We start from the raw sequence: 19,144 nt of genomic DNA, 5'->3' as shown, positions 1-19,144 counted from the left end.
GCTTGGTCAGGAGAGTGGGTCGGTACGCGCCGTCATATCAGTCCAGGCGGTCTCGAAGTACCTGACGCGTTCGTCCTGTCCGGCCGGCCGCATGCCGACTGCCGTCATGACGTGTTGGGACGCGATGTTGTCGTGGTCGGCGTCGCCCTTCACGCTGGTGGCGCCGCATGCCCGCGCGAACAGCAGCAGTTCACGGAGGGCTTCGGAGGCGTATCCTTTGCCTCGTGCTGCCGGGATGAGGCCGTAGCCGATCGTGACGCTGCCGGCCGTGTCCGCAGGCCCGTGGAAGCCCAGGCCGCCGATCGTCACACCATCCTCGCGGCGACGGATCTCGTAGTTGCCGAACGGGTGGGGATCACCGGTGCTCGCGCAGGTATGCAGATAGCGTCTGGCGGCGGCGACTTCCCCATCGGTGGGGTATCCGGGCGCCCATCGGGCGCCGCTGTCCGACTCACCCGCCACCACTCGCTCAGCCTCGGTGACGGTCATCGGATGAAGTACGAGCCGCGCTGTCACAAGATCGTCCATGGCAGGGAGGAGTATCACGTGGGGCGACGGGGCCGCACGTGGATTATCCGACCGGGCAGCGCCCCGCCGGGCGTCGGTACGGATCAGCGTCCGGCGTCCGCGCCGGTGGTTCGGCACCTGGGCCAGGGCGATTCGGGCCGCGATGACGTGATCGACCGCGGTGTTACTGAGCCTGAGGACCCGGCGGCGCTTGCGGCGTCAGCTCGCCGCCGCGCCGGCCAGAGCTCGGTACTCGCCGACCGGGAGTCGGTAGACCGAGACGTGGGATCCCGAGTCGGCTGTGAACCGACCACGCTGCCAGTCTGCGTGCCTCGATTCGAGTTCGAACCCGGCGAGTTGCGCCATGAGATCGAGTTCCGATGGCCAGATGTAGCGGTGCGGGCTCTGGAACAACTTGGCAGTCCGTTTGCCCTCGTCGAAGTCGAAGTGGTGGGAGACAACGTGCTGGGCGAGCGTGTCGTAGGTGTCCAAGCTGATGTGGCCGGGCCCGGACTGGTAGACCACGGCTTTCTTGTCCGGCGGGAGCTTGTGCACCTCGGGCACCCACAGTTCGATCACGAACCGGCCACCGGGTGCGAGGTGGCGGGCCGCGTTGCGAAAGCACTCGACCTGCTCCGGCTGGGTCTGCAGCACGGAGATCGCGTTGAAGACCAGGTAGACGAGCTGGAAGGAACCCGCGCCGGGAGCGGTTGCGCCAGCCATGTCGCCCAGCACCACGGGGATCGTCTCTTCGTCGGCCTTCGTGCGCAACTGCTCGACCATGGGCCGACTCAGCTCGATACCAGTGACCGCAACACCCTTGGCGGCGAGCGGGACGGCCACCCGGCCCGTGCCAACGGCGAACTCCAGCGCTGGTCCACCGCCTGCGAGTTCGGCGAGTGTCTCCACGGTCGGCCCCAGGACGTCAGGGGCGAACATGCCGGTGCCGGGCGTGTCATAGCTATCGGCCGCATCGGCATCCCAGATCTCTTCCTGTCTCATACCTCGCATGGTCCAGGAGAGACGTGGCGAACGTCGACAGCATTTTTACGTCGCAGTTCGCAGAGCCACTCACCACACTGCCCGAATCGTGGCCCTGCCTGCATGGGCAGATTCTGCCGCCGTGCCCCACCTGTCAGGACGGACGTCATCGCTCATCCGTGGACAGGGCCCGATACGATTCTGCACCTGGGGAGCGCCTCCCACGGCGGCAGGAACGGCGGCAAGAACAAGGACCTCGACAATCCTCATCCTTGCCGGTGGTCAGAGGCAATTTTCGCTTACCTGACCACCCGTCGCGCAGCCCGCTTCATGAAAGCACGAGGCTCATGTTCAACCTCATCTTCGCAGTCCTCGCCCTTGCCGTCCTGGCAGGGCTGCTGATGCTGCGTCGCGGCGTGACAGCTCCATGGCATGCGCAGCCTATGACGCTCGTCGGTGTCGCCGGGACCGCCGGCGGCTTCACGGTCGTGGTGTGGGGGGGTCGGCGTCTTCGCAGGCGGGCTGGACGACCGGGAATCCTGCGAGCTCACCCATCACACCACCTACGACCAGGCATGGCGTACCCGCACGGGAGCGAACGGCACGTCCTTCTTCCCGTTGACCAATGCATGCAACGAGCACATCAGTCTCGTGCCCGCATGGGTGAACCCCACGATCGTCGTTCTCACTGTCTTCGCCGTCAGCGCTCTTGCCCTTGCTCTGTTCCGGATCGCCTGTCCAGTTCGCGCTGCGCGACGAGGGTGAACCGGCCGGATACGTGCCAGACGTCGGGGCTACCTCCAGGACGGGGCGTGGGATCAGGGCGCTCATGGTGCCTCCTGCCCCGGCGCGTACGCGGTGATCCCGTTGCGGCGTATCTGCCAGGTGCCACCCTCGGCGGTCGCGCCGCGCAGTCCGTGCGCGGTGTCGGGCCCGGCGAGCGCCGGCAGCCGGGGGTCCTGGAGAGAGGCGAAGGCGTAGGTGCGGGCCGGGTCCCACTCGGTGGAGTGCCGCAGCCTGCGGGCGAGCTGGGCGAAGCCCGGCAGGGCCGCCGCCATGATCCAGGCGTCGGGGAGCCGCGTCGTCAGCCGGGTCGCGGGGCGCAGCCAGGAGGCGGCCGTCTCCGGCCAGTCGACCGTGGTGAGGACCGTGCCGCCGCGCGCCCGCCACGCGGCGGCGAACGCGCCGGCCGCCGCCCGGGACGCGGCGTCCCGGCTGTGGCCGACGGCGACGGTGGCTGTCCGGGGGCCTCGCTGCCGCATCAACAGGGCGATCAGAGAGCCGAGTTCTTCCTCCGTGTGCGGGGCGAGGTTCGGCTGTGTGCCGTGAGCGGCGATGTCCCGGGCGCTGATCAGCGGGGACTTCATGTCGGGCATCGTGTGTCTTCCTCGCAGGCCCCGGGGCGTTCGCACGCCTCCAGGGGGGGGCGGCCGTCAGACCGTCCTGTGGTGGTTCTCCAGGTCCAGGAGCTGCCGCTTGCGGTCGATGCCACCCGCGTAGCCGGTCAGGGCGCCGCTCGCGCCGATCACGCGGTGGCAGGGCCGCACGACCAGCAGCGGGTTGGCTCCGATCGCGGTGCCGACCGCGCGCACCGCCACGCGCGACGCGCCGATCCGCGCGGCGATCTCCCCGTAGCTCAGGGTGGTGCCGTACGGGATGTCCTCCAGGGCCTTCCACACACGCCGCTGGAAGTCGGTGCCCCGGCCGGCGGCGTACTCGATGCCGAAGGCGTCCCGGCTCCCCTCGAAGTACGCCCGCAGTGCGCCGGCGATCGCGGTGAACGCCTCCGGGTCCCGCGTCCAGCCGTCCTGGACGGTCGCCCCGCCCTTCTGGCCCGGCACCGAGAGGGAGGCGAGGGCCGTGCCGCCCGTGGCGGTGGCCGACTCCTCCCCCACCAGCAGCAGCTCACCGAGCGGGCTGTCGATCGTGGTGTAGAGCGTCATGGTCGCGGTCCTTCCGGTCTTCCTGCGTGTACGTCAACTGTGCGGCGTCCGTCCCGCTCGCACCGGCGGGATTCGGACGTCACGCTGCGGCCGCGCGGCGCCGGTCCGCCGCCGCGCCCCAGAAGTGGTGCATGGCGTACGTGCGCCAGGGGCGCCAGTTCCCGGCGTCCACCGGGTCCACGCCTGTGTGCCGCATTCCGGCCAGGGCGGCCACGTCGCCGGTCAGCAGCACGTCGGGGTCGCCGAGGGCCCGCATACGGATGTAGCCGGCCGTCCAGAGGCCGACACCCCGCAGGCTCAGGAGCTCCTTCTCGGCCTGGTCCCGGTCGGCACCCGGGTCGAGCCCGATCCGCCCGTCGGCCAGGGCGGCCGCGACGGAGCGCAGGGTGTCGCGCCGCGAGGCGGGGACGCCCAGCTCCTCCAGGCCGGCCCCGGCCAGGTCGGCGGGGTCGGGGAAGGTGCGGGTGAGGGTTCCGCTGGACACCTGGAGGGGCGCGCCGTGGGTGTGCACCAGCGCGCTGCCCAGCCGGCGCCCGGCGGCCACGGAGACCTGCTGGCCGAGGACGGCCCGGACGGCCAGCTCGTGGACGTCGGCGGCTCCGGGGGCGCGCAGTCCTGGCGTACGGGCGACGAGCGGGGCCAGCGCGGGTACGGCGCCGAGGCGCTCGGCGACGGCGTGGGGGTCGGCGTCCAGGTCGAAGAGGCGGCGCATCCGCTGGGTGGCGGTCGTCAGGTCGCGCAGATCGCCCAGGTGCAGCCGGCACTCCAGCCATCCGTCGCCGGTCCGCTCGCGGACCTCGGCGATGCCGGTGCCGTGCGGCAGGCGCAGGGTGCGCCGGTAGGTGCGGTCGCCGTGCTCGCCGGTCATCTCCTCGATGCCGGTGAGGGCGCGGGCCGCGAGGTGGTCGAAGATCCGGTCCGCAGCGTACGGCCCCCGGTGGGCGAGCCTCAGCGGCACTCCACCGGCTCCGTCCGCGGTGCCGGTGGAGCCGAAGCGGGAGGACCGTCCGGGCGGGGCGGCGCGCAGCTCGCCGGGGGTGAGGGCGTAGACCTCCCGGACCGTGTCGTTGAACTGCCGCACGCTGGCGAAGCCCGAGGCGAAGGCGATCTCGGCGGCCTGCAGGGCGGTGGTCTGCAGCAGGACCCGTGCGGTGTGGGCGCGCTGGGCGCGGGCGAGGGCGATGGGTCCGGCGCCGACCTCCGCGTTCAGCTGGCGCTGCACCTGGCGGGCGCTGTATCCGAGGCGGGCGGCGAGCCCGGCGACGCCTTCCCGGTCGACGACTCCGTCGCCGATCAGCCGCATCGCGCGGCCGACCAGGTCGGCGCGGACGTTCCAGTCGGCGGAGCCGGGCACGGCGTCGGGGCGGCACCGTCGGCAGGCGCGGAATCCGCCTCCCTGGGCGGCGGCCGCGGTGGGGAAGAACGTCACGTTCCGCCGCTTGGGCGTGGTGGCCGGACAGCTGGGGCGGCAGTAGATCCCGGTCGTGGAGACGGCGAAGAAGAACTCGCCGTCGAACCGGGCGTCGCGGCTGCTCACCGCCTCGTACCTGCTGTCGTCACTGGTCATGCCTCAAGGGTGCGGCATCGCGGCCACCCCGCGCTGGCGGGAATCGGACATGGCGGTCGGTGGCGCGACACACTTCAGTTCTCTTACGTGTCTATGATTGGAATCATTCCAGAAAAGTGATTGACTGCATGGATGATCGAAGCCGAGACCAGGACGCTCCTCCCCGGAGCGTCGGTGCGGGTGACCCGACGCCGGGTCACCGTGCTCCCGGCCGTCCATGTGGCCCCGCACGCCGATGTCCGTACCCGCCTCATCCGGGTGCACACACGCATCGGCGCGGTCCCGGCCCGAGCCGTCCACGACGTGCTCACGACGCTCGTCGACGCCGGACCGGCGCGGCGGATCGACCTGTCGAATTCACCGGCACGGCACGACGTGCGGTCCCCGGACGAAGGGCAGCCCCCGGCCACCGGGCGCACCCCTCAGGGGCCGGAGCCGGTGCACGGAAGTCTTCACACCGAGGAGCAGAAAAATTTCTGACAACACGAAGCCGCTGACCACTGCCGCCGGCGCACCGGTCGCGAACAACGAGAACGCCGTCACCGCCGGTCCGCGCGGCCCGATGCTGCTCCAGGACGTCTGGTTCCTGGAGAAGCTGGCGCACTTCAGCCGCGAGGTCATCCCGGAGCGTCGTATGCACGCCAAGGGATCGGGCGCCTTCGGCACCTTCAAGGTGACGCAGGACATCACCCGCTACTCCCGGGCCGCGCTCTTCTCCGAGGTCGGCAAGGAGACCGAGCTCTTCGCCCGGTTCTCGACCGTCGCCGGTGAGCGCGGGGCGGCGGACGCGGAGCGCGACATCCGCGGCTTCGCCCTCCGCTTCTACACGGAGGAGGGCAACTGGGACGTGGTCGGCAACAACACGCCGGTCTTCTTCCACCGCGACCCCCACCACTTCCCCGACCTGAACCGCGCGGTGAAGCGCGACCCGCGCACCAACCTGCGCTCGGCCGAGAACAACTGGGACTTCTGGACGAGCCTCCCCGAGGCCCTGCACCAGATCACCATCGTGATGTCGGACCGCGGCATCCCGGACGGCTACCGCCACATGCACGGGTTCGGGTCGCACACCTACTCGTTCATCAACGAGAGCAACGAGCGCTTCTGGGTGAAGTTCCACTTCCGTACGCAGCAGGGCATCAAGAACCTCACCGACGCCGAGGCCGCGGCGGTCGTCGCCGACGACCGCGAGTCCTCGCAGGCGGACCTCTTCGACGCCATCGAGCGCGGCGACCACCCGAAGTGGACCTTCTTCATCCAGGTCATGCCGGAGGCGGACGCGGCGACGTACCGCTACCACCCCTTCGACCTGACCAAGGTCTGGTCGAAGAAGGACTACCCGCTCATCGAGGTCGGCGAGTTCGAGCTCAACCGCAACCCGGAGAACTACTTCGCCGACGTGGAGCAGGCCGCCTTCACCCCGGCGAACCTCGTCCCCGGCGTGGGCGCCTCGCCCGACCGCATGCTGCAGGGCCGGCTGTTCTCGTACGGTGACGCCGCCCGCTACCGCGTCGGTGTCAACCACCACCAGATCCCGGTGAACCAGCCCCGCGGTGCGAAGAACGTCAACACCTACCACCGCGACGGCCAGCTGCGCGTGGACGGCAACCAGGGCGCGGTCCCCGGCTACACCCCCAACAGCTACGGCCGTTGGGCGGAGCAGCCGCAGTTCGCCGAGCCCGGTCTGGCGCTCGACGGTGCCGCCGCCGACCGGTTCGACTACCGCGAGGACGACGACAACTACTTCGAGCAGCCGGGCAACCTGTTCCGGGCGATGACCCCGGACGAGCAGGACGCCCTGTTCGGGAACACCGCCCGGGCCATCGACGGCGCCTCGCCCGCCACCGTCGAGCGTCACATCGGCCACTGCACGCAGGCCGACCCGGCCTACGGCGAGGGTGTGCGCAAGGCCATCGAGGCCCTGAAGGCCTCCAAGTAGAGCAGGCCGCCGTACGCGAGGGGCCCCGGGCGACGCAGGTCGCCCGGGGCCCCTCGTGCCGTGGGCGCTACGCCAGCAGGGCCGTCCTCCCGAACATCTCGGCCGTGGCCCGCGCGCTGGGGGTCCCCGCGTCGAGGTCGGCGCCCGCCTCGACCAGCGCGCCCACGATCGCGTCCTCACCCTTGAACAGGGCGCCCGCCACCGGGGACTGGTCCCGGCCGTTGCGCAGATCGACGTCGGCGCCGCGCCCGATGAGCGCGCGCACGGTCGCCGTGTGCCCGTGGTACGCGGCGAGCATCAGCGCCGTGTTGCCCCCGGCGTCCTGGACGTCGACCGGCAGACCGTGGTCGAAGAACTCCAGGAGCTCTTCCGTACGCCCCTGCCTGGCCAGATCCGTCACGATCACGACGAGCTGGTCGGTCTGTTCCTCGGAAAGCGGTTCCATAGCACTAGTTTAGGCGCGCCCCCGGAAGTCCGCCGGAGGGAGCGACACGGATCACATCGTCCGCCGTGTCTGAACTTCACGAGAACTCCAGCGAAATGGCACGTGTGTGGATATCGTGCACGAGCGAGGGCGCATCCGTCAGTCCATGGGATCGGCGGATGCGCCCCGTTTGTGGGGATGCAACTGTGGCTGGGGGGTTCATGGGGCATGTCGAAACACCTGAATCGGATATATCCGGGCCCGTCGGGCTCGCGGGGACACCACGACCGCGTACCGCCGGGTCCAACAACCGCACGGTGGCTCACACGCAGGTGTGGAGAGCCCCGACGACTGTCGAGCGCGACCACGCGGAGAGACCGCGGGCGAGGACCTCGCCCGTTCCGCGTGTGCCCTTCCTCGTCCTGACCGATCTGCTGGGCCTGGGGATTCCCGCCTGGCTCGTGCTGCGGGCCGGCGACCAGCCGGGTCCGCTGACCGCCGCGGCATCGGCGGCCCTGGTGTGGACCGGTGTGCGCGCGGTGCGCGGCCGGTACGGGCACCGGCTGCCGGGGGAAGCCCCTGAGGCGGCCCACCTGCCCTTCGGCGACTGGCTGGCGCTCATCGGGGCACTGGCCCTGCTCCTGGCCGTGACGGGCGGTGGCCTCGACCCGGCGACCGCCGTGGCGGCGCTGGTGCCCGGACTGGCTGTGGCCCTGCTCGCGGGGGCCGCGGTCCGCCGCCGGCGTCCGGGGGCGGGACCGCGTGGGGGACGCCGGGTCCTGGTGGTCGGCGAGGCGGCCGGCCTGGACCGGGCGGTGAGGCTGCTCAACTCCCGTGCGGACCACCCGTACACGGCGGTGGCGGTGGTCCCGGTGGGTCCGGCGGCACCGGCCTCCGGGACGCCCGTCCCGGGGCGGCTGGCACCCGAACCGGCCGACGACGACGTGTCCACGGTGCTCGGCGGGGCCTTCGCCCATGACGCGGACCTCGTGCTCGTCGCGCCGGGTCCGCAGCTCGACGACGACCGGCTCCGCCGGCTGTCGTGGGGCCTGCACGACGGCGGGCTGGCCGTCTGCGTGCTCTCGGACCTCTCGGGGGTCGCCGCCGGCCGGGTGCGGCCCGCGTCCGCCGCCGGGCTGACGCTGCTGCACGTGACGCCTCCGCTGCGGCGCGGTCCGCAGACCGTGCTCAAGACCGTGGTGGACCGGACCGGTGCCGCGCTCGGGCTGCTGGCGCTCGCCCCGCTGTTCTTCGGGGTGGCCCTGGCGGTACGGCTCTCGTCGCCCGGTCCCGTGTTCCACCGTCAGACCCGGCACGGGCGGCACAACAGGCCCTTCACCATGTGGAAGTTCCGCACGATGGTGGCCGACGCGGAGGCCCGCAGGGAACAGCTCTCGACGGCCAACGAGAGCGAGGGCCCGATGTTCAAGATGCGTCGCGATCCGCGGGTGACCCGGATCGGCCACGCCCTGCGCCGGACGTCCGTGGACGAGCTCCCGCAGCTCCTCAACGTGCTGCGGGGTGACATGTCCCTGGTCGGCCCACGTCCGCCGCTTCCGGAGGAGGTGTCGCGCTACGACGAACGGGAGCTGCGCCGGCTGGCGGTCCGGCCCGGCCTGACCGGCCTCTGGCAGGTCAGCGGCAGGTCCGACCTGTCCTGGCAGGAGACGGTGTCGCTGGACCTCTGGTACGTCGACAACTGGTCGGTGGCCACGGACATGGGGCTCCTGGCCCGGACGGTGCGCGCCGTCACCGACGGCCGCGGAGCGTACTGAGACGTGGTGGGGGGACACGAGGGGGGCCGTGTGCACGGGTTCAGGGCGTACCGCGGCCGCCCGGCCGACAGGTCAGCCCAGGGGGGCCTGGCGGCCGAGCCACCAGGCGTAGGTGCGGGCGATGCCGTCCCGCAGGGGAATCTGCGGCTTGAAGCCGAGGGAGGAGAGCCGGGACACGTCCAGGAGCTTGCGCGGGGTGCCGTCGGGCTTCGAGGTGTCCCAGACAATGCGGCCCTGAAACTCCGTCACGTTTCGAACGGTCTCGGCCAGTTCGCGGATCGAGAGGTCCTCGCCGCAGCCGACGTTGACGGGTTCGTCGCCGTCGTAGGTCTCCAGCAGCCGCGCACAGGCGGCGGCGAGGTCGTCGACGTGGAGGAACTCGCGTCGGGGGCTGCCCGACCCCCAGAGGGTGACCTCGTCCGCGCCGTCCCGCTTCGCCTCGTGGAAGCGGCGGATCAGGGCGGGCAGCACGTGCGAGGTCTCCAGGTCGAAGTTGTCCCCGGGGCCGTAGAGGTTGGTCGGCATGGCGCTGATGTACGAGGCGCCGTACTGCCGGCGGTAGGACTGGATCTGCACGATGCCGGCGATCTTGGCGAGCGCGTAGGCCTCGTTGGTCGGCTCGAGCGGGCCGGTGAGCAGGGCGCCCTCGGGGATGGGCTGGGGGGCGTGCTTGGGATAGATGCACGAGGAGCCGAGGAAGAGCAGCCGCTGGACTCCGGCGGCGTGCGCGCCCGCGATCACGGCGAGCTGGATTCGGAGGTTGTCCTCCAGGAACTGCACCGGGCTGGTGCTGTTGGCCATGATCCCGCCCACCTTGGCGGCGGCCAGCACGACCGCGTCCGGGCGGGCGTCACGCAGGAACGCCTCGGTCGGCGCGGCCTCGCGCAGGTCGAGCTCGTCGCGGCCGCGGGTGATCACCTCGTGGCCGTCGGCGGTGAGGCGGCGCACCAGCGCCGAGCCGACGAGGCCGCGGTGGCCCGCGACGAATATGCGGGCGCCGGGGCGCAGCAGGGGGCGGACGGATTCCTGGGGTGGGCCGGGGAGATCAGTCGTCATGGCTCGGATTCTGCCAGCAGCACGGCGCCCGGGTGACTCTTTGTCGCATTCCGCTCAGATCAAGCTATTTCGGTGAACCAATCGCCCTACGGGCGACCACAGAAGGGGGGAGTCATGGCCAAAACCGCACTCATCACCGGCGTGACCGGACAGGACGGTTCGTACCTGTCGGAGCTGCTGCTCGAGAAGGGGTACACGGTCCACGGACTGATACGCCGTTCGTCGAGCTTCAACACGGAGCGGATCGACCACATCTACCAGGGGCCCGAGGAAGCGAATCGTTCCTTCGTGCTCCATCACGCCGACCTCTCCGACGGCGTCGCCCTGGTGAACCTCCTGCGGGACATACAGCCCGACGAGGTCTACAACCTCGGGGCCCAGTCCCATGTCCGGGTGTCCTTCGACGCCCCGCTGTACACCGGCGACGTCACGGGGCTCGGGACGGTGCGGCTGCTGGAGGCGGTCCGTGCCAGCGGCATCGACACCCGGGTCTACCAGGCGTCGTCGTCCGAGATGTTCGGCGCGAGCCCGCCCCCGCAGAACGAGAAGACCCCGTTCCACCCGCGCAGCCCCTACAGCGTGGCCAAGGTCTACGCGTACTGGGCGACGGTCAACTACCGCGAGGCGTACGGCATGTTCGCCACGAACGGGATCCTCTTCAACCACGAGTCCCCGCGCCGCGGCGAGACCTTCGTGACCCGCAAGATCACCCGCGGGGTGGCGAGGATCAAGGCCGGTCTGCAGGACCGGCTTCACCTGGGCAACCTGGACGCCGTACGCGACTGGGGGTACGCCCCCGAGTACGTGGAGGCGATGTGGCGGATGCTCCAGTGCGACAGCCCCGACGACTTCGTGGTGGCCACCGGTGAGGGGGTCAGTGTCCGCCAGTTCCTGGAGTACGCCTTCGAGCACGCGGGCCTCGACTGGGCGGAGCACGTCCGCTACGACCCGAAGTACGAGCGCCCCAGCGAGGTCGACGCGCTGATCGGTGACGCGTCCAAGGCGGAGGAACTCCTCGGCTGGAAGCCGGAGGTGAAGTCGCGCGAGCTGGCCCGGATCATGGTGGACGCGGACATCCGGCTGCTGAGCGACCAGCTCACGGGCTCCGCGGTCCGGGTGGACCGATGAGAGGGCCCGGACGTCTCAGACGTAACCGGGCCGGATCCCTCACCTCGGCCCTGGCGCTCGCCGCGGGCCTGCTCGGCGGCGCGTCCGTCGCCGCTCCCCCGGCGGCCGCGCTCACCCCACCGGTCGGCTTCACCGCCGACGCCCTGTCCACGTACCAGACCAACGGCATCGTCTGGGCCCTGGCCGAGGCCGGCGGGGTGGTCTACGCGGGCGGCACCTTCTCCGGGATCAGGCCCGCCGGCTCCCCCGCGGGGAGCAACACGACGGCCGCCGCGAACTTCGCGGCGTTCGACGCGGCCACCGGTGCGCCCACCGGCTGCTCGCTCTCCTTCACCCGCAGCAGCGGCACGGCCACGGTCCGGGCGCTCGCCGTCTCGCCCGACCGGTCCACGCTCTACGCCGGTGGGTACTTCAACGCCGTCAACGGGACGGCCGTCAACGGCCTGACCGCGATCGACACCGCCTCCTGCCGTCCGCGCACCGGCTTCGCCCCCCAGTTCGGGGCGACGGTGCGCGCGCTCGACGTCGCGGCGGACGGCACCGTCTACGCGGGCGGCGACTTCCGGACCGTCAACGGCACGCCCAGGGGCTTCTTCGGCGCGGTCACCGCCTCCGGCGCGCTCACCGGCTGGAATCCGGGCGCGGACCAGCCCGGACGCGCCCTGAAGGTGACGCCGGACGGGGACAGCGTCCTGATCGGCGGCGGCTTCTTCACCGTCGGCGGCGCCGCCTCGCACGCGCTCGCGGTGACCAGCGCCTCCACGGGCGCCGTCACGCGCGCCTACGGGGCCTCCTTCATCCCGCCGTCCGCCGTCATCAAGGACATCGTCACCGACGCGGCGTCCGACGGCTGGTACGCGGCGGGAGAGGGTGCGGGCGGCGCCTCCTTCGACGGCCGGCTCGCCATGGAGCTCGACGGCTTCGACCAGCGCTGGCGGGACACCTGCCAGGGCGCGACACAGGCACTCCGGGTCCACCGGGGCGTGCTCTACGCGGGCAGCCATGTGCACGACTGCTCGTCCATGGGCGGTTTCCCCAACCAGGTCCGCAAGCATCTGACGGCCCAGTCCGTCGACGACCCCGGTCTGCTGGGCTGGCTCCCGGACACCAACGACGGCATCGGCGAGCCGGTCGGGCCGCGGGCGCTGACCGTGTCCTCCCGGGGCGGCCGGGACTTCCTCTGGGTCGGCGGCGAGTTCACCACCGTCAACGGGGCCGGCCAGCAGGCACTGACGCGGTTCGCGAACACCCCGGACACCGGGGCGCCCACCGTACCGGTGGTGAGCGCGTCGGCGCCGCGGGCCGGTGAGGTCAGGGTCAGCTGGCGCAGCGGTCTGGACCTGGACGACAGCCTGCTGACCTACCGGGTCTACCGCGACGGCGGCTCGACACCGGTGTACACGACGACGGGCTCGTCACTGTTCTTCAGCAGACCGCAGCTGACGTTCACCGACCGGAACGTGGTGGCGGGCCGGACGTACAGCTACCGGATCACGGCGAGCGACGGCACGAACACCAGCGGGCTGTCCCCCGCGGCCCCGGTGACCGCCGCGTCCTCCGCCTCGCCCTACCAGGAGGAGGTCCTGGCGGACGGGGCCGATCTGTACTGGCGTTACGACGAGGCCTCCGGCGCCTTCGCGGCCGACGCCTCGGAGAGCGGCAACGGCGGGGTGTACGTGAACGCGCCGTCCTACCGGGCCACACCGTCCGCGGTGGCGGGTTCCGCCGCGCTCTCCCTCAACGGCACCGACGAGTACGTCCACAGCGACCGGCTTCATCACTACACCTCGCCGTCGCCCTACTCGGTCGAGACCTGGTTCCGCACCACGTCGGCGAACGGTGGCCGGATCATCGGCTACGGCAACAACATCGGCACCGCGCGGGGCCACACGAGCAGCATCTCCGACAAGCTGGTGTACCTGACGAACGACGGCCGGCTCGCCTTCGGGGTCCAGAGCGGCAGCACCCGGCCCACCATCACCTCGGCCGGTTCCTACAACGACGGCGACTGGCACCACGCCGTGGCCACGCAGGGACCGTCCGGCATGGTGCTGTACGTCGACGGGGAGGCGGTCGGCACGAACGCGGCGACCGGGAACCGCTCGTACAACGGGTTCTGGCGGGTGGGCGGCGACGCCATGAACAACGCCTGGCCGAACCGCCCCACGAGCGACTACTTCGCCGGGCAGGTCGACGAGACCGCGGTCTACCCGTCGGCGCTGACCGCCGCGCAGGTGGCCGAGCACCACGAGCTGGCCGGCACGCCGCCGGGGCCGGGCGACAGCACCGTCACCGTCGCCCCGGACGAGGACGCCTACGTCAACGGCGTGGCGGCGAACACGAACTACAACGACTCCCAGCTCGCCTCGCGCGGCACCACGGCCTACATCGGCTACCTGCGCTTCACCCTGCCGCCGGCTGCGGCCGGCCAGGTGCTCAGGAGCGCGCGGCTCACCTTCCGTACCTCGTCGGACTCGACGGCGGGTTCGGCCGAGAACCACAGCATCGTGCCGGTCACCGGCACGTGGACCGAATCGGCGGTCACCCACAACACCCGGCCGACGCTCTCCACGTCCGTGCTGGGGACCATCAGCGGCGCGACCTCGGTCTCCACCGGCTATTCGGCGGAACTGAACGCGTCCGCACTGGGCGGGGCCCTCGGCTCCGCCACCTCACTCGCCCTGACCGGCAGCGGGACGGACAGTCTCCGCATCTGGTCGAGCGAGGCAACGGCGGCCTACCGGCCGCAGCTCGTCCTCACCTTCGGAGATGAATGATGAACGGAAGCACGGGGCGGAGATCTGGGGGAAGCGGCCGCGTACGGGCCGCCTCCGCCGCACTCTGCCTGTTCGCCGGCGCCCTGACCGCGACAGCGGCCGGGGCCTCCCCGGCGGCCGCACTGACACCTCCGGTGTCCCTCACGGCCGACGACCTCACCACCTGGCAGACCAACGGCATCGTCTGGTCGATGGCCGCGACGGACGGGGTCGTCTACGCCGGCGGCACCTTCTCCACCGTCCGGCCGCCCGACGCGCCGGCGGGGACATCGGAACAGCCCGCGGTCAACTTCGCGGCGTTCGACGCGGCGACGGGCGCTCCGACGGGGTGCAGCCTGTCGTTCACGCTCTCCTCCGGGACGGCGACCGTACGGGCGCTCGCACTCTCCCCCGACGGGGACACCCTGTACGCGGGCGGCCAGTTCGGCGCGGTGAACGGGGTCGGTGTCAGCAACATCGTGGCCGTGGACACCGCGACCTGCACACCGCGCCAGGACTTCAAGATCGCCGTGTCGGCGACGGTGCGGGCGCTGGACGCGACCGCGGACACCGTCTATCTGGGCGGTGACTTCACCAGTGTGGGCGGCCAGACGAGGAACAGCTTCGCCGCCGTCACCACGGGTGCGGACCTCCTGCCGTGGACCGCGAACGCCGACGAGGTGGCGCGGGCGGTCGAGGTGACCCCCGACGGGCAGCACGTGGCGCTCGGCGGCGACTTCTTCACCGTCAACGGCACCACCTCGCACGCCCTGGCCGTGGTGGACGCCACCACGGGCGCGCTCACCAGGAGCTATCCGGGCTTCATCCCGAACACCTCGACGGTGCAGGACCTCACGTCGGACGCGACCGGGCTCTACACCGCCAACGAGGGCACCGGCGGCGGGGTGTTCGACGGCCGGATCGCCATCGACCTCGACGACTACCAGCAGCGCTGGCGGGACACCTGCCTGGGCGCCACCCAGGCCGTCCTGGTCCACTCGGGCGTGCTATACAGCGGAAGCCACGCCCACGACTGCGCCAGCATGGGCGGCTTCCCGGACCAGCCGCGCAGGCACCTGCTGGCCCAGTCCGTCGACGACCCGAAGCTCCTGCCCTGGTTCCCGGACACGAACGACGGCATCGGTGAGCCCGTCGGGCCCCGGGTGATGACGCAGACCGACAAGGGCGGACGTCACTACCTCTGGGTCGGCGGGGAGTTCACCACCGTCAACGGCGGCGGCCAGCAGGGCCTGACCCGGTTCGCCGACGGCCCGGACACCGGCGCCCCGTGGGTTCCCAACGTCAGCCTCTCGACGGTCTCCCCGGGGAAGATCGACGTCAACTGGCAGACCAGCTTCGACACCGACGACGGCGAGCTGACCTACCGGATCTACAAGGACGGCGCGACCACACCCGTCCACACCGTCACCGGCTACTCGCTGTTCTGGGACCGGCCGCAGCTGAAGTGGACGGACACCGACGTGGCGGCGGGCGAGACGCACTCGTACCGCATCACCGCGAGCGACGGCACCAACACCAGCGCCAAGTCCCCCGCGCAGTCCGCGACCGTGGCCGCGTCGACGCAGCCCTATCCGGCGCGGGTGCTGTCCGACGGCGCCTCGCTGTACTGGCGCTACGACGAGGGCACCTCCACCTTCGCGGCGGACACCACGGGCGGGATGAACAACGGCTTCCTGCGCAACGGGCCCGCCTACCGGCAGACCCCGGCCGCGATCGCGGGCGCCTCGACCGCCATCGGCTTCGACGGTTCCAGCGACTACGCCTACAGCAACAAGCTCCAGAGCCCGCCCACCCGCTTCACCGTGGAGACCTGGATCAAGACCACCACCACCAGGGGCGGCAAGATCATCGGCTTCGGCAACCTGACGATGCAGAACAGCACCCGTTACGACAAGCAGGTGTACATGGCCAACAACGGGCGGCTGGTCTTCGGCGTCTACAGCGGCGGGTACCGCACGGTCACCACGCTCGGGGCCTGGAACGACGGCGAGTGGCACCACGTCGTCGCCACCCAGGGCACCGGCGGCATGGCGCTGTACGTCGACGGGCAGCTGCGCGCGTCGAACTTCCTGTACAGCTCCAGCGAGAGCTACCCCGGGTACTGGCGGGTCGGCGGCGACAACCTCGCCAGCTGGCCGAACCGTCCGACGAGCAACTTCTTCGCCGGTCAGATCGACGAGACCGCCGTGTACCCGACCGCGCTGAACTCCTCCACGGTCAGCGCGCACTACGCCCTGAGGACGGCTGAATGAGATATCCGTTCCTGGCCGGTGCCGCCGTCGCCCTGGCGACGGCGGTGCTGGCCGGCTGCGGGTCGTCCGGCGGGTCCGGCGACGGAGACAGGGAGGCCGCGTCCGGCGGCACGCCGTCCGCGGCGGCCTCCCCCACGTCCTCCGTCGCCGGCCCGGCGGCCGCTTCCGGCACCCCGCGGCCCGAGGAGTCCAGCCGTACGCCGAAGGCACCCGCCGGGGACCTCACCCCGGCCACGGGCTCCTTCACGAAGAAGCAGAAGCAGTACCTCACCGACCGCGTGCCCAAGGGCATGGACCCGGCCGCGGTGCTCCAGACGGGACAGGAGACCTGCGACAGGCTCCGCTACCTGGTCAAGGCGGACCGGGACATCGCCGTCGGCGCGATCGTCTCCGGCGAGGTCACCGACGCGGAACCGGCCGTGAGCCATCTCTGCCCCCAGCACCAGGACCTCGTCGACGAGGCCGCGCTCGGGTACGCCGACGGCACGTACGAGGACGCGAAGATCCGGCCGGGCCGGTACAGGGCCCCCTCGCCCACGAAAGCCTGCAGCTGGCAGGTGGCGGGGGCGAACGGCAAGACCCTGGCGTCGGGGTCCTCGGACACCGGGCGCACGGTGGAGATCACCCTCCCGGAGTCCGCGCGCACCTTCACCTCCACAGGCTGCTACGCCTGGCTGCCCCGAGGAGACAACGGATGAGCAAGCTGCCCATCGCCGTGGCGATCCCCACGAAGAACGAGGGCCTGAACATCGCCGAGGCGGTGAAGTCGGTCCTGGGCCACTTCGAGGCCGTCGTCGTGGTGGACTCCCACAGCACCGACGACACCGCGAAGATCGCCGAGGAGTGCGGGGCCGAAGTGGTCACGTACACCTGGGACGGCGGGCATCCGCGCAAGAAGCAGTGGTGCCTGGAGAACGTCCGCACGGACCTGGACTGGATCCTGCTGCTCGACGGCGACGAGCGGCTCAGCCCCGGGCTGCTGGCGGAGCTGCGGCGGATCTTCGCCGACCCGGCCGCCCCGAAGCCGGCGGCGTACGACATACCGCTGGGCTACTGGTTCTCGGGGAAGCGGCTGCGGCACGGGTACACCATCCGCAAGCGGTCGCTGACCGACCGGACCCGGTGCCACTACCCGGAGGTCGGCGACCTCGCCGCGCCCGGCATCGGGGAGGTCGAGGGGCACTACCAGCCGGTCGCCGCGACGGCCGAGGCGCTCAGCAACCCCATCGAGCACCAGGACCTCGACCCCGTCACCGCCTGGTTCGAGCGCCACAACCGGTACTCGGACTGGGAGGCGTGGCTGGAGCACCACCCCGATGTCAAGGAGCAGGTACGGAAGGTGAAGTCCCGTCAGGGGCAGCTCTTCCACAAGGCGCCGTTCAAGCCGCTGGTGTCCTTCGCCTACATGTACGTCTACCGGCGGGGCTTCCTGGACGGACGGGCGGGGCTGGACTTCGCGCTGGCCATGAGCTTCTACCGCTGGCAGATCGCTCTCAAGTCCCGCGAGAGGCCCGGAGGCTGACAGGCCCGACCCTCACCTCCGGCGGACCACGTCCTCGTAGGTCCGCCGGAGGGTGGCGGTGACGGCCTCGATGGTGAACTGGTCGTTGACCAGCTGCCAGGCGGCCTTGCCCGCCTGCTCCGCGGCCTCCGGCTCCAGCAGCTCCAGGATCGCGTCGGCGACCTTACGGGCGTTGGCCGCGTCCTCGCCGACCCGGCTGTCGATGACCCGGCCCGCACCGGCCCCCGACACGTCGGGGCCCTGCCCGCAGGTGCGGGTGATGACGACCGGGGTGCCGACCGACATCGCCTCCAGGACCGAGACCGGGAACGGCTCCTCGATCGCCGGCAGCACGTACACATCGGCCTCGCGCCCGGCGGCGATGACCTCGTCGTGCTCCAGCGGGCCCACATGGTCGAGGGAGTCCGTGACGCCCAGCTTCCGGGCGAGGGCGAGGGTTCCGGCCAGCGCGCCGGTGTCCGGACCGGCCAGCACGAAGCGGGCGTCCGGGTGGTGGGCGAGGACGTGCGGCATCGCGGCGATGAAGTCCTCGGGCCGCTTGCGCTCCTGGACGCGGGCGAGGTACAGCACGGTCGGCGGCCGGCCGGGGTCGCGGGCGGGCTTGCGCTCCTGCGGGCGGACACCGTTGACCAGCCGCACGGTACGGGTGAGCGGCACGGGAGCCGCGACGGCGTTCACGTCGACCCGCTCCATCTCGGTGAGGTGCAGGACGGCGTCGGCCTCACGCAGCACCTTGCGGACCCCGAGGACGTCGGTGAGCTGGGCGACCTTCTTCTCGGTGGGGTCGATCATGCCGTGGGTCTGGACCACCAGGGGTGTGCGGGTCGCGAGCGCGAGGAGCGCCGCCGGCAGGGTCACCAGGTCCCGCATCAGATGGACGTGCACGAGGTCGGCGCCGCGCATCATGCGGCGCGCGGTACGCAGCAGCGCCGCGGAGGTGATGCCACTGACCTCGAACATCGGGAGCACGTGCCGCGCCTGGAAGAGGTGGACGGGAACTCCCTCCACGTGGCTGGGCAGTTCACCGTCGGGGAAGCCGTCGCCGAGGGCCATGACGCGTGCGTCGTCGCCGTTCGCCCGCTGCACCTTGGAGAGGTTGAACGCCACCCGGGTCGGTCCGCCGAAGGCATGGTCCGGAGTGTGGAGCGTGACAACATGCAGGATTTTCACCAGAGTTCCCCTCAACTGCGGCCAATACTTCACAGACTAGTCATCGCGCCCCCTCACGTGGGCTGATTCGTTAGAGTGTTCAGCGGTTCACTGATCCCGGGGG

The 19,144-nt window shown here is 71.3% G+C and carries 16 protein-coding genes; 8 read left to right on the top strand and 8 right to left on the bottom strand.

Annotated features, from left to right (window positions below; genetic code table 11):
- Positions 1–6 precede the first annotated feature (6 nt).
- From OG488_RS29295 to OG488_RS29275, 5 genes are all read right to left on the bottom strand, one after another.
- Positions 7–528, bottom strand: a complete 522-nt coding sequence (locus OG488_RS29295; protein ID WP_329234018.1) for a GNAT family N-acetyltransferase — start codon at positions 526–528, stop codon at positions 7–9.
- 198 nt (positions 529–726) lie between these two features.
- Positions 727–1,509, bottom strand: coding sequence for a class I SAM-dependent methyltransferase (locus OG488_RS29290; protein ID WP_329234016.1), 783 nt, complete (start codon positions 1,507–1,509; stop codon positions 727–729).
- An 806-nt stretch (positions 1,510–2,315) separates the two neighbouring features.
- Positions 2,316–2,864, bottom strand: a complete 549-nt coding sequence (locus tag OG488_RS29285; protein ID WP_329234014.1) for an ABC transporter substrate-binding protein — start codon at positions 2,862–2,864, stop codon at positions 2,316–2,318.
- Between the two features lie 57 nt (positions 2,865–2,921).
- On the bottom strand, positions 2,922–3,431 hold the full coding sequence (locus tag OG488_RS29280) for a methylated-DNA--[protein]-cysteine S-methyltransferase (protein ID WP_329234011.1): 510 nt from the start codon (positions 3,429–3,431) through the stop codon (positions 2,922–2,924).
- 79 nt (positions 3,432–3,510) lie between these two features.
- Positions 3,511–4,998, bottom strand: coding sequence for an AlkA N-terminal domain-containing protein (locus tag OG488_RS29275; RefSeq protein ID WP_329234009.1), 1,488 nt, complete (start codon positions 4,996–4,998; stop codon positions 3,511–3,513).
- A gap of 132 nt (positions 4,999–5,130) precedes the next feature.
- Between OG488_RS29275 and OG488_RS29270 the strand changes: the two genes are divergently transcribed.
- Both OG488_RS29270 and OG488_RS29265 read left to right on the top strand, forming a co-directional pair.
- Entirely contained in the window at positions 5,131–5,478 is a 348-nt protein-coding gene (locus OG488_RS29270) for a transcriptional repressor (protein WP_329234007.1), read from the top strand.
- The gene (locus OG488_RS29265) at positions 5,471–6,937 is read left to right on the top strand and encodes a catalase (RefSeq protein WP_329239099.1); all 1,467 of its coding nucleotides are present in this window, start codon (positions 5,471–5,473) and stop codon (positions 6,935–6,937) included. Before OG488_RS29270 ends, OG488_RS29265 begins: the two co-directional genes overlap by 8 nt.
- Positions 6,938–7,004: 67 nt before the next feature.
- Here the strand turns inward: OG488_RS29265 and OG488_RS29260 are convergent, their stop codons facing one another.
- Positions 7,005–7,382, bottom strand: coding sequence for an ankyrin repeat domain-containing protein (locus OG488_RS29260; protein WP_329234005.1), 378 nt, complete (start codon positions 7,380–7,382; stop codon positions 7,005–7,007).
- Between the two features lie 200 nt (positions 7,383–7,582).
- On the opposite strand from OG488_RS29260, the gene OG488_RS29255 reads away from it, so the two are divergent.
- Entirely contained in the window at positions 7,583–9,136 is a 1,554-nt protein-coding gene (locus tag OG488_RS29255) for a sugar transferase (RefSeq protein ID WP_329234003.1), read from the top strand.
- Between the two features lie 72 nt (positions 9,137–9,208).
- Here OG488_RS29255 and OG488_RS29250 read toward each other — a convergent pair whose 3' ends face one another.
- Positions 9,209–10,192, bottom strand: coding sequence for a GDP-L-fucose synthase family protein (locus OG488_RS29250; protein ID WP_329234001.1), 984 nt, complete (start codon positions 10,190–10,192; stop codon positions 9,209–9,211).
- Positions 10,193–10,306: 114 nt separating this feature from the next.
- Here OG488_RS29250 and gmd point away from each other — a divergent pair, with 114 nt between their 5' ends.
- From gmd to OG488_RS29225, 5 genes are read left to right on the top strand one after another with little or no spacing between them, the layout of a single operon-like run.
- Positions 10,307–11,320: a GDP-mannose 4,6-dehydratase gene (gmd, locus tag OG488_RS29245; protein ID WP_329234000.1), complete on the top strand. Its 1,014-nt coding sequence runs from the start codon at positions 10,307–10,309 to the stop codon at positions 11,318–11,320.
- Positions 11,317–14,097, top strand: coding sequence for a LamG-like jellyroll fold domain-containing protein (locus OG488_RS29240; RefSeq protein ID WP_329233998.1), 2,781 nt, complete (start codon positions 11,317–11,319; stop codon positions 14,095–14,097). The genes gmd and OG488_RS29240 overlap by 4 nt, the downstream gene beginning before the upstream one ends.
- Complete coding sequence (locus tag OG488_RS29235) at positions 14,094–16,349, top strand: LamG domain-containing protein (protein WP_329233996.1); 2,256 nt, start codon at positions 14,094–14,096, stop codon at positions 16,347–16,349. The genes OG488_RS29240 and OG488_RS29235 overlap by 4 nt, the downstream gene beginning before the upstream one ends.
- Positions 16,346–17,047: a hypothetical protein gene (locus OG488_RS29230; RefSeq protein ID WP_329233994.1), complete on the top strand. Its 702-nt coding sequence runs from the start codon at positions 16,346–16,348 to the stop codon at positions 17,045–17,047. Before OG488_RS29235 ends, OG488_RS29230 begins: the two co-directional genes overlap by 4 nt.
- Positions 17,044–17,871, top strand: a complete 828-nt coding sequence (locus OG488_RS29225; protein ID WP_329233992.1) for a glycosyltransferase family 2 protein — start codon at positions 17,044–17,046, stop codon at positions 17,869–17,871. The genes OG488_RS29230 and OG488_RS29225 overlap by 4 nt, the downstream gene beginning before the upstream one ends.
- Positions 17,872–17,883: 12 nt before the next feature.
- Here the strand turns inward: OG488_RS29225 and OG488_RS29220 are convergent, their stop codons facing one another.
- Positions 17,884–19,041, bottom strand: a complete 1,158-nt coding sequence (locus OG488_RS29220) for a glycosyltransferase (RefSeq protein ID WP_329233990.1) — start codon at positions 19,039–19,041, stop codon at positions 17,884–17,886.
- Positions 19,042–19,144 lie beyond the last annotated feature (103 nt).

The organism is Streptomyces sp. NBC_01460 (genome assembly GCF_036227405.1).
Taxonomy (GTDB): domain Bacteria; phylum Actinomycetota; class Actinomycetes; order Streptomycetales; family Streptomycetaceae; genus Streptomyces.
Note: the sequence above shows the minus strand (reverse complement) of the source record. Positions and strands in the feature narration are given on the sequence as shown.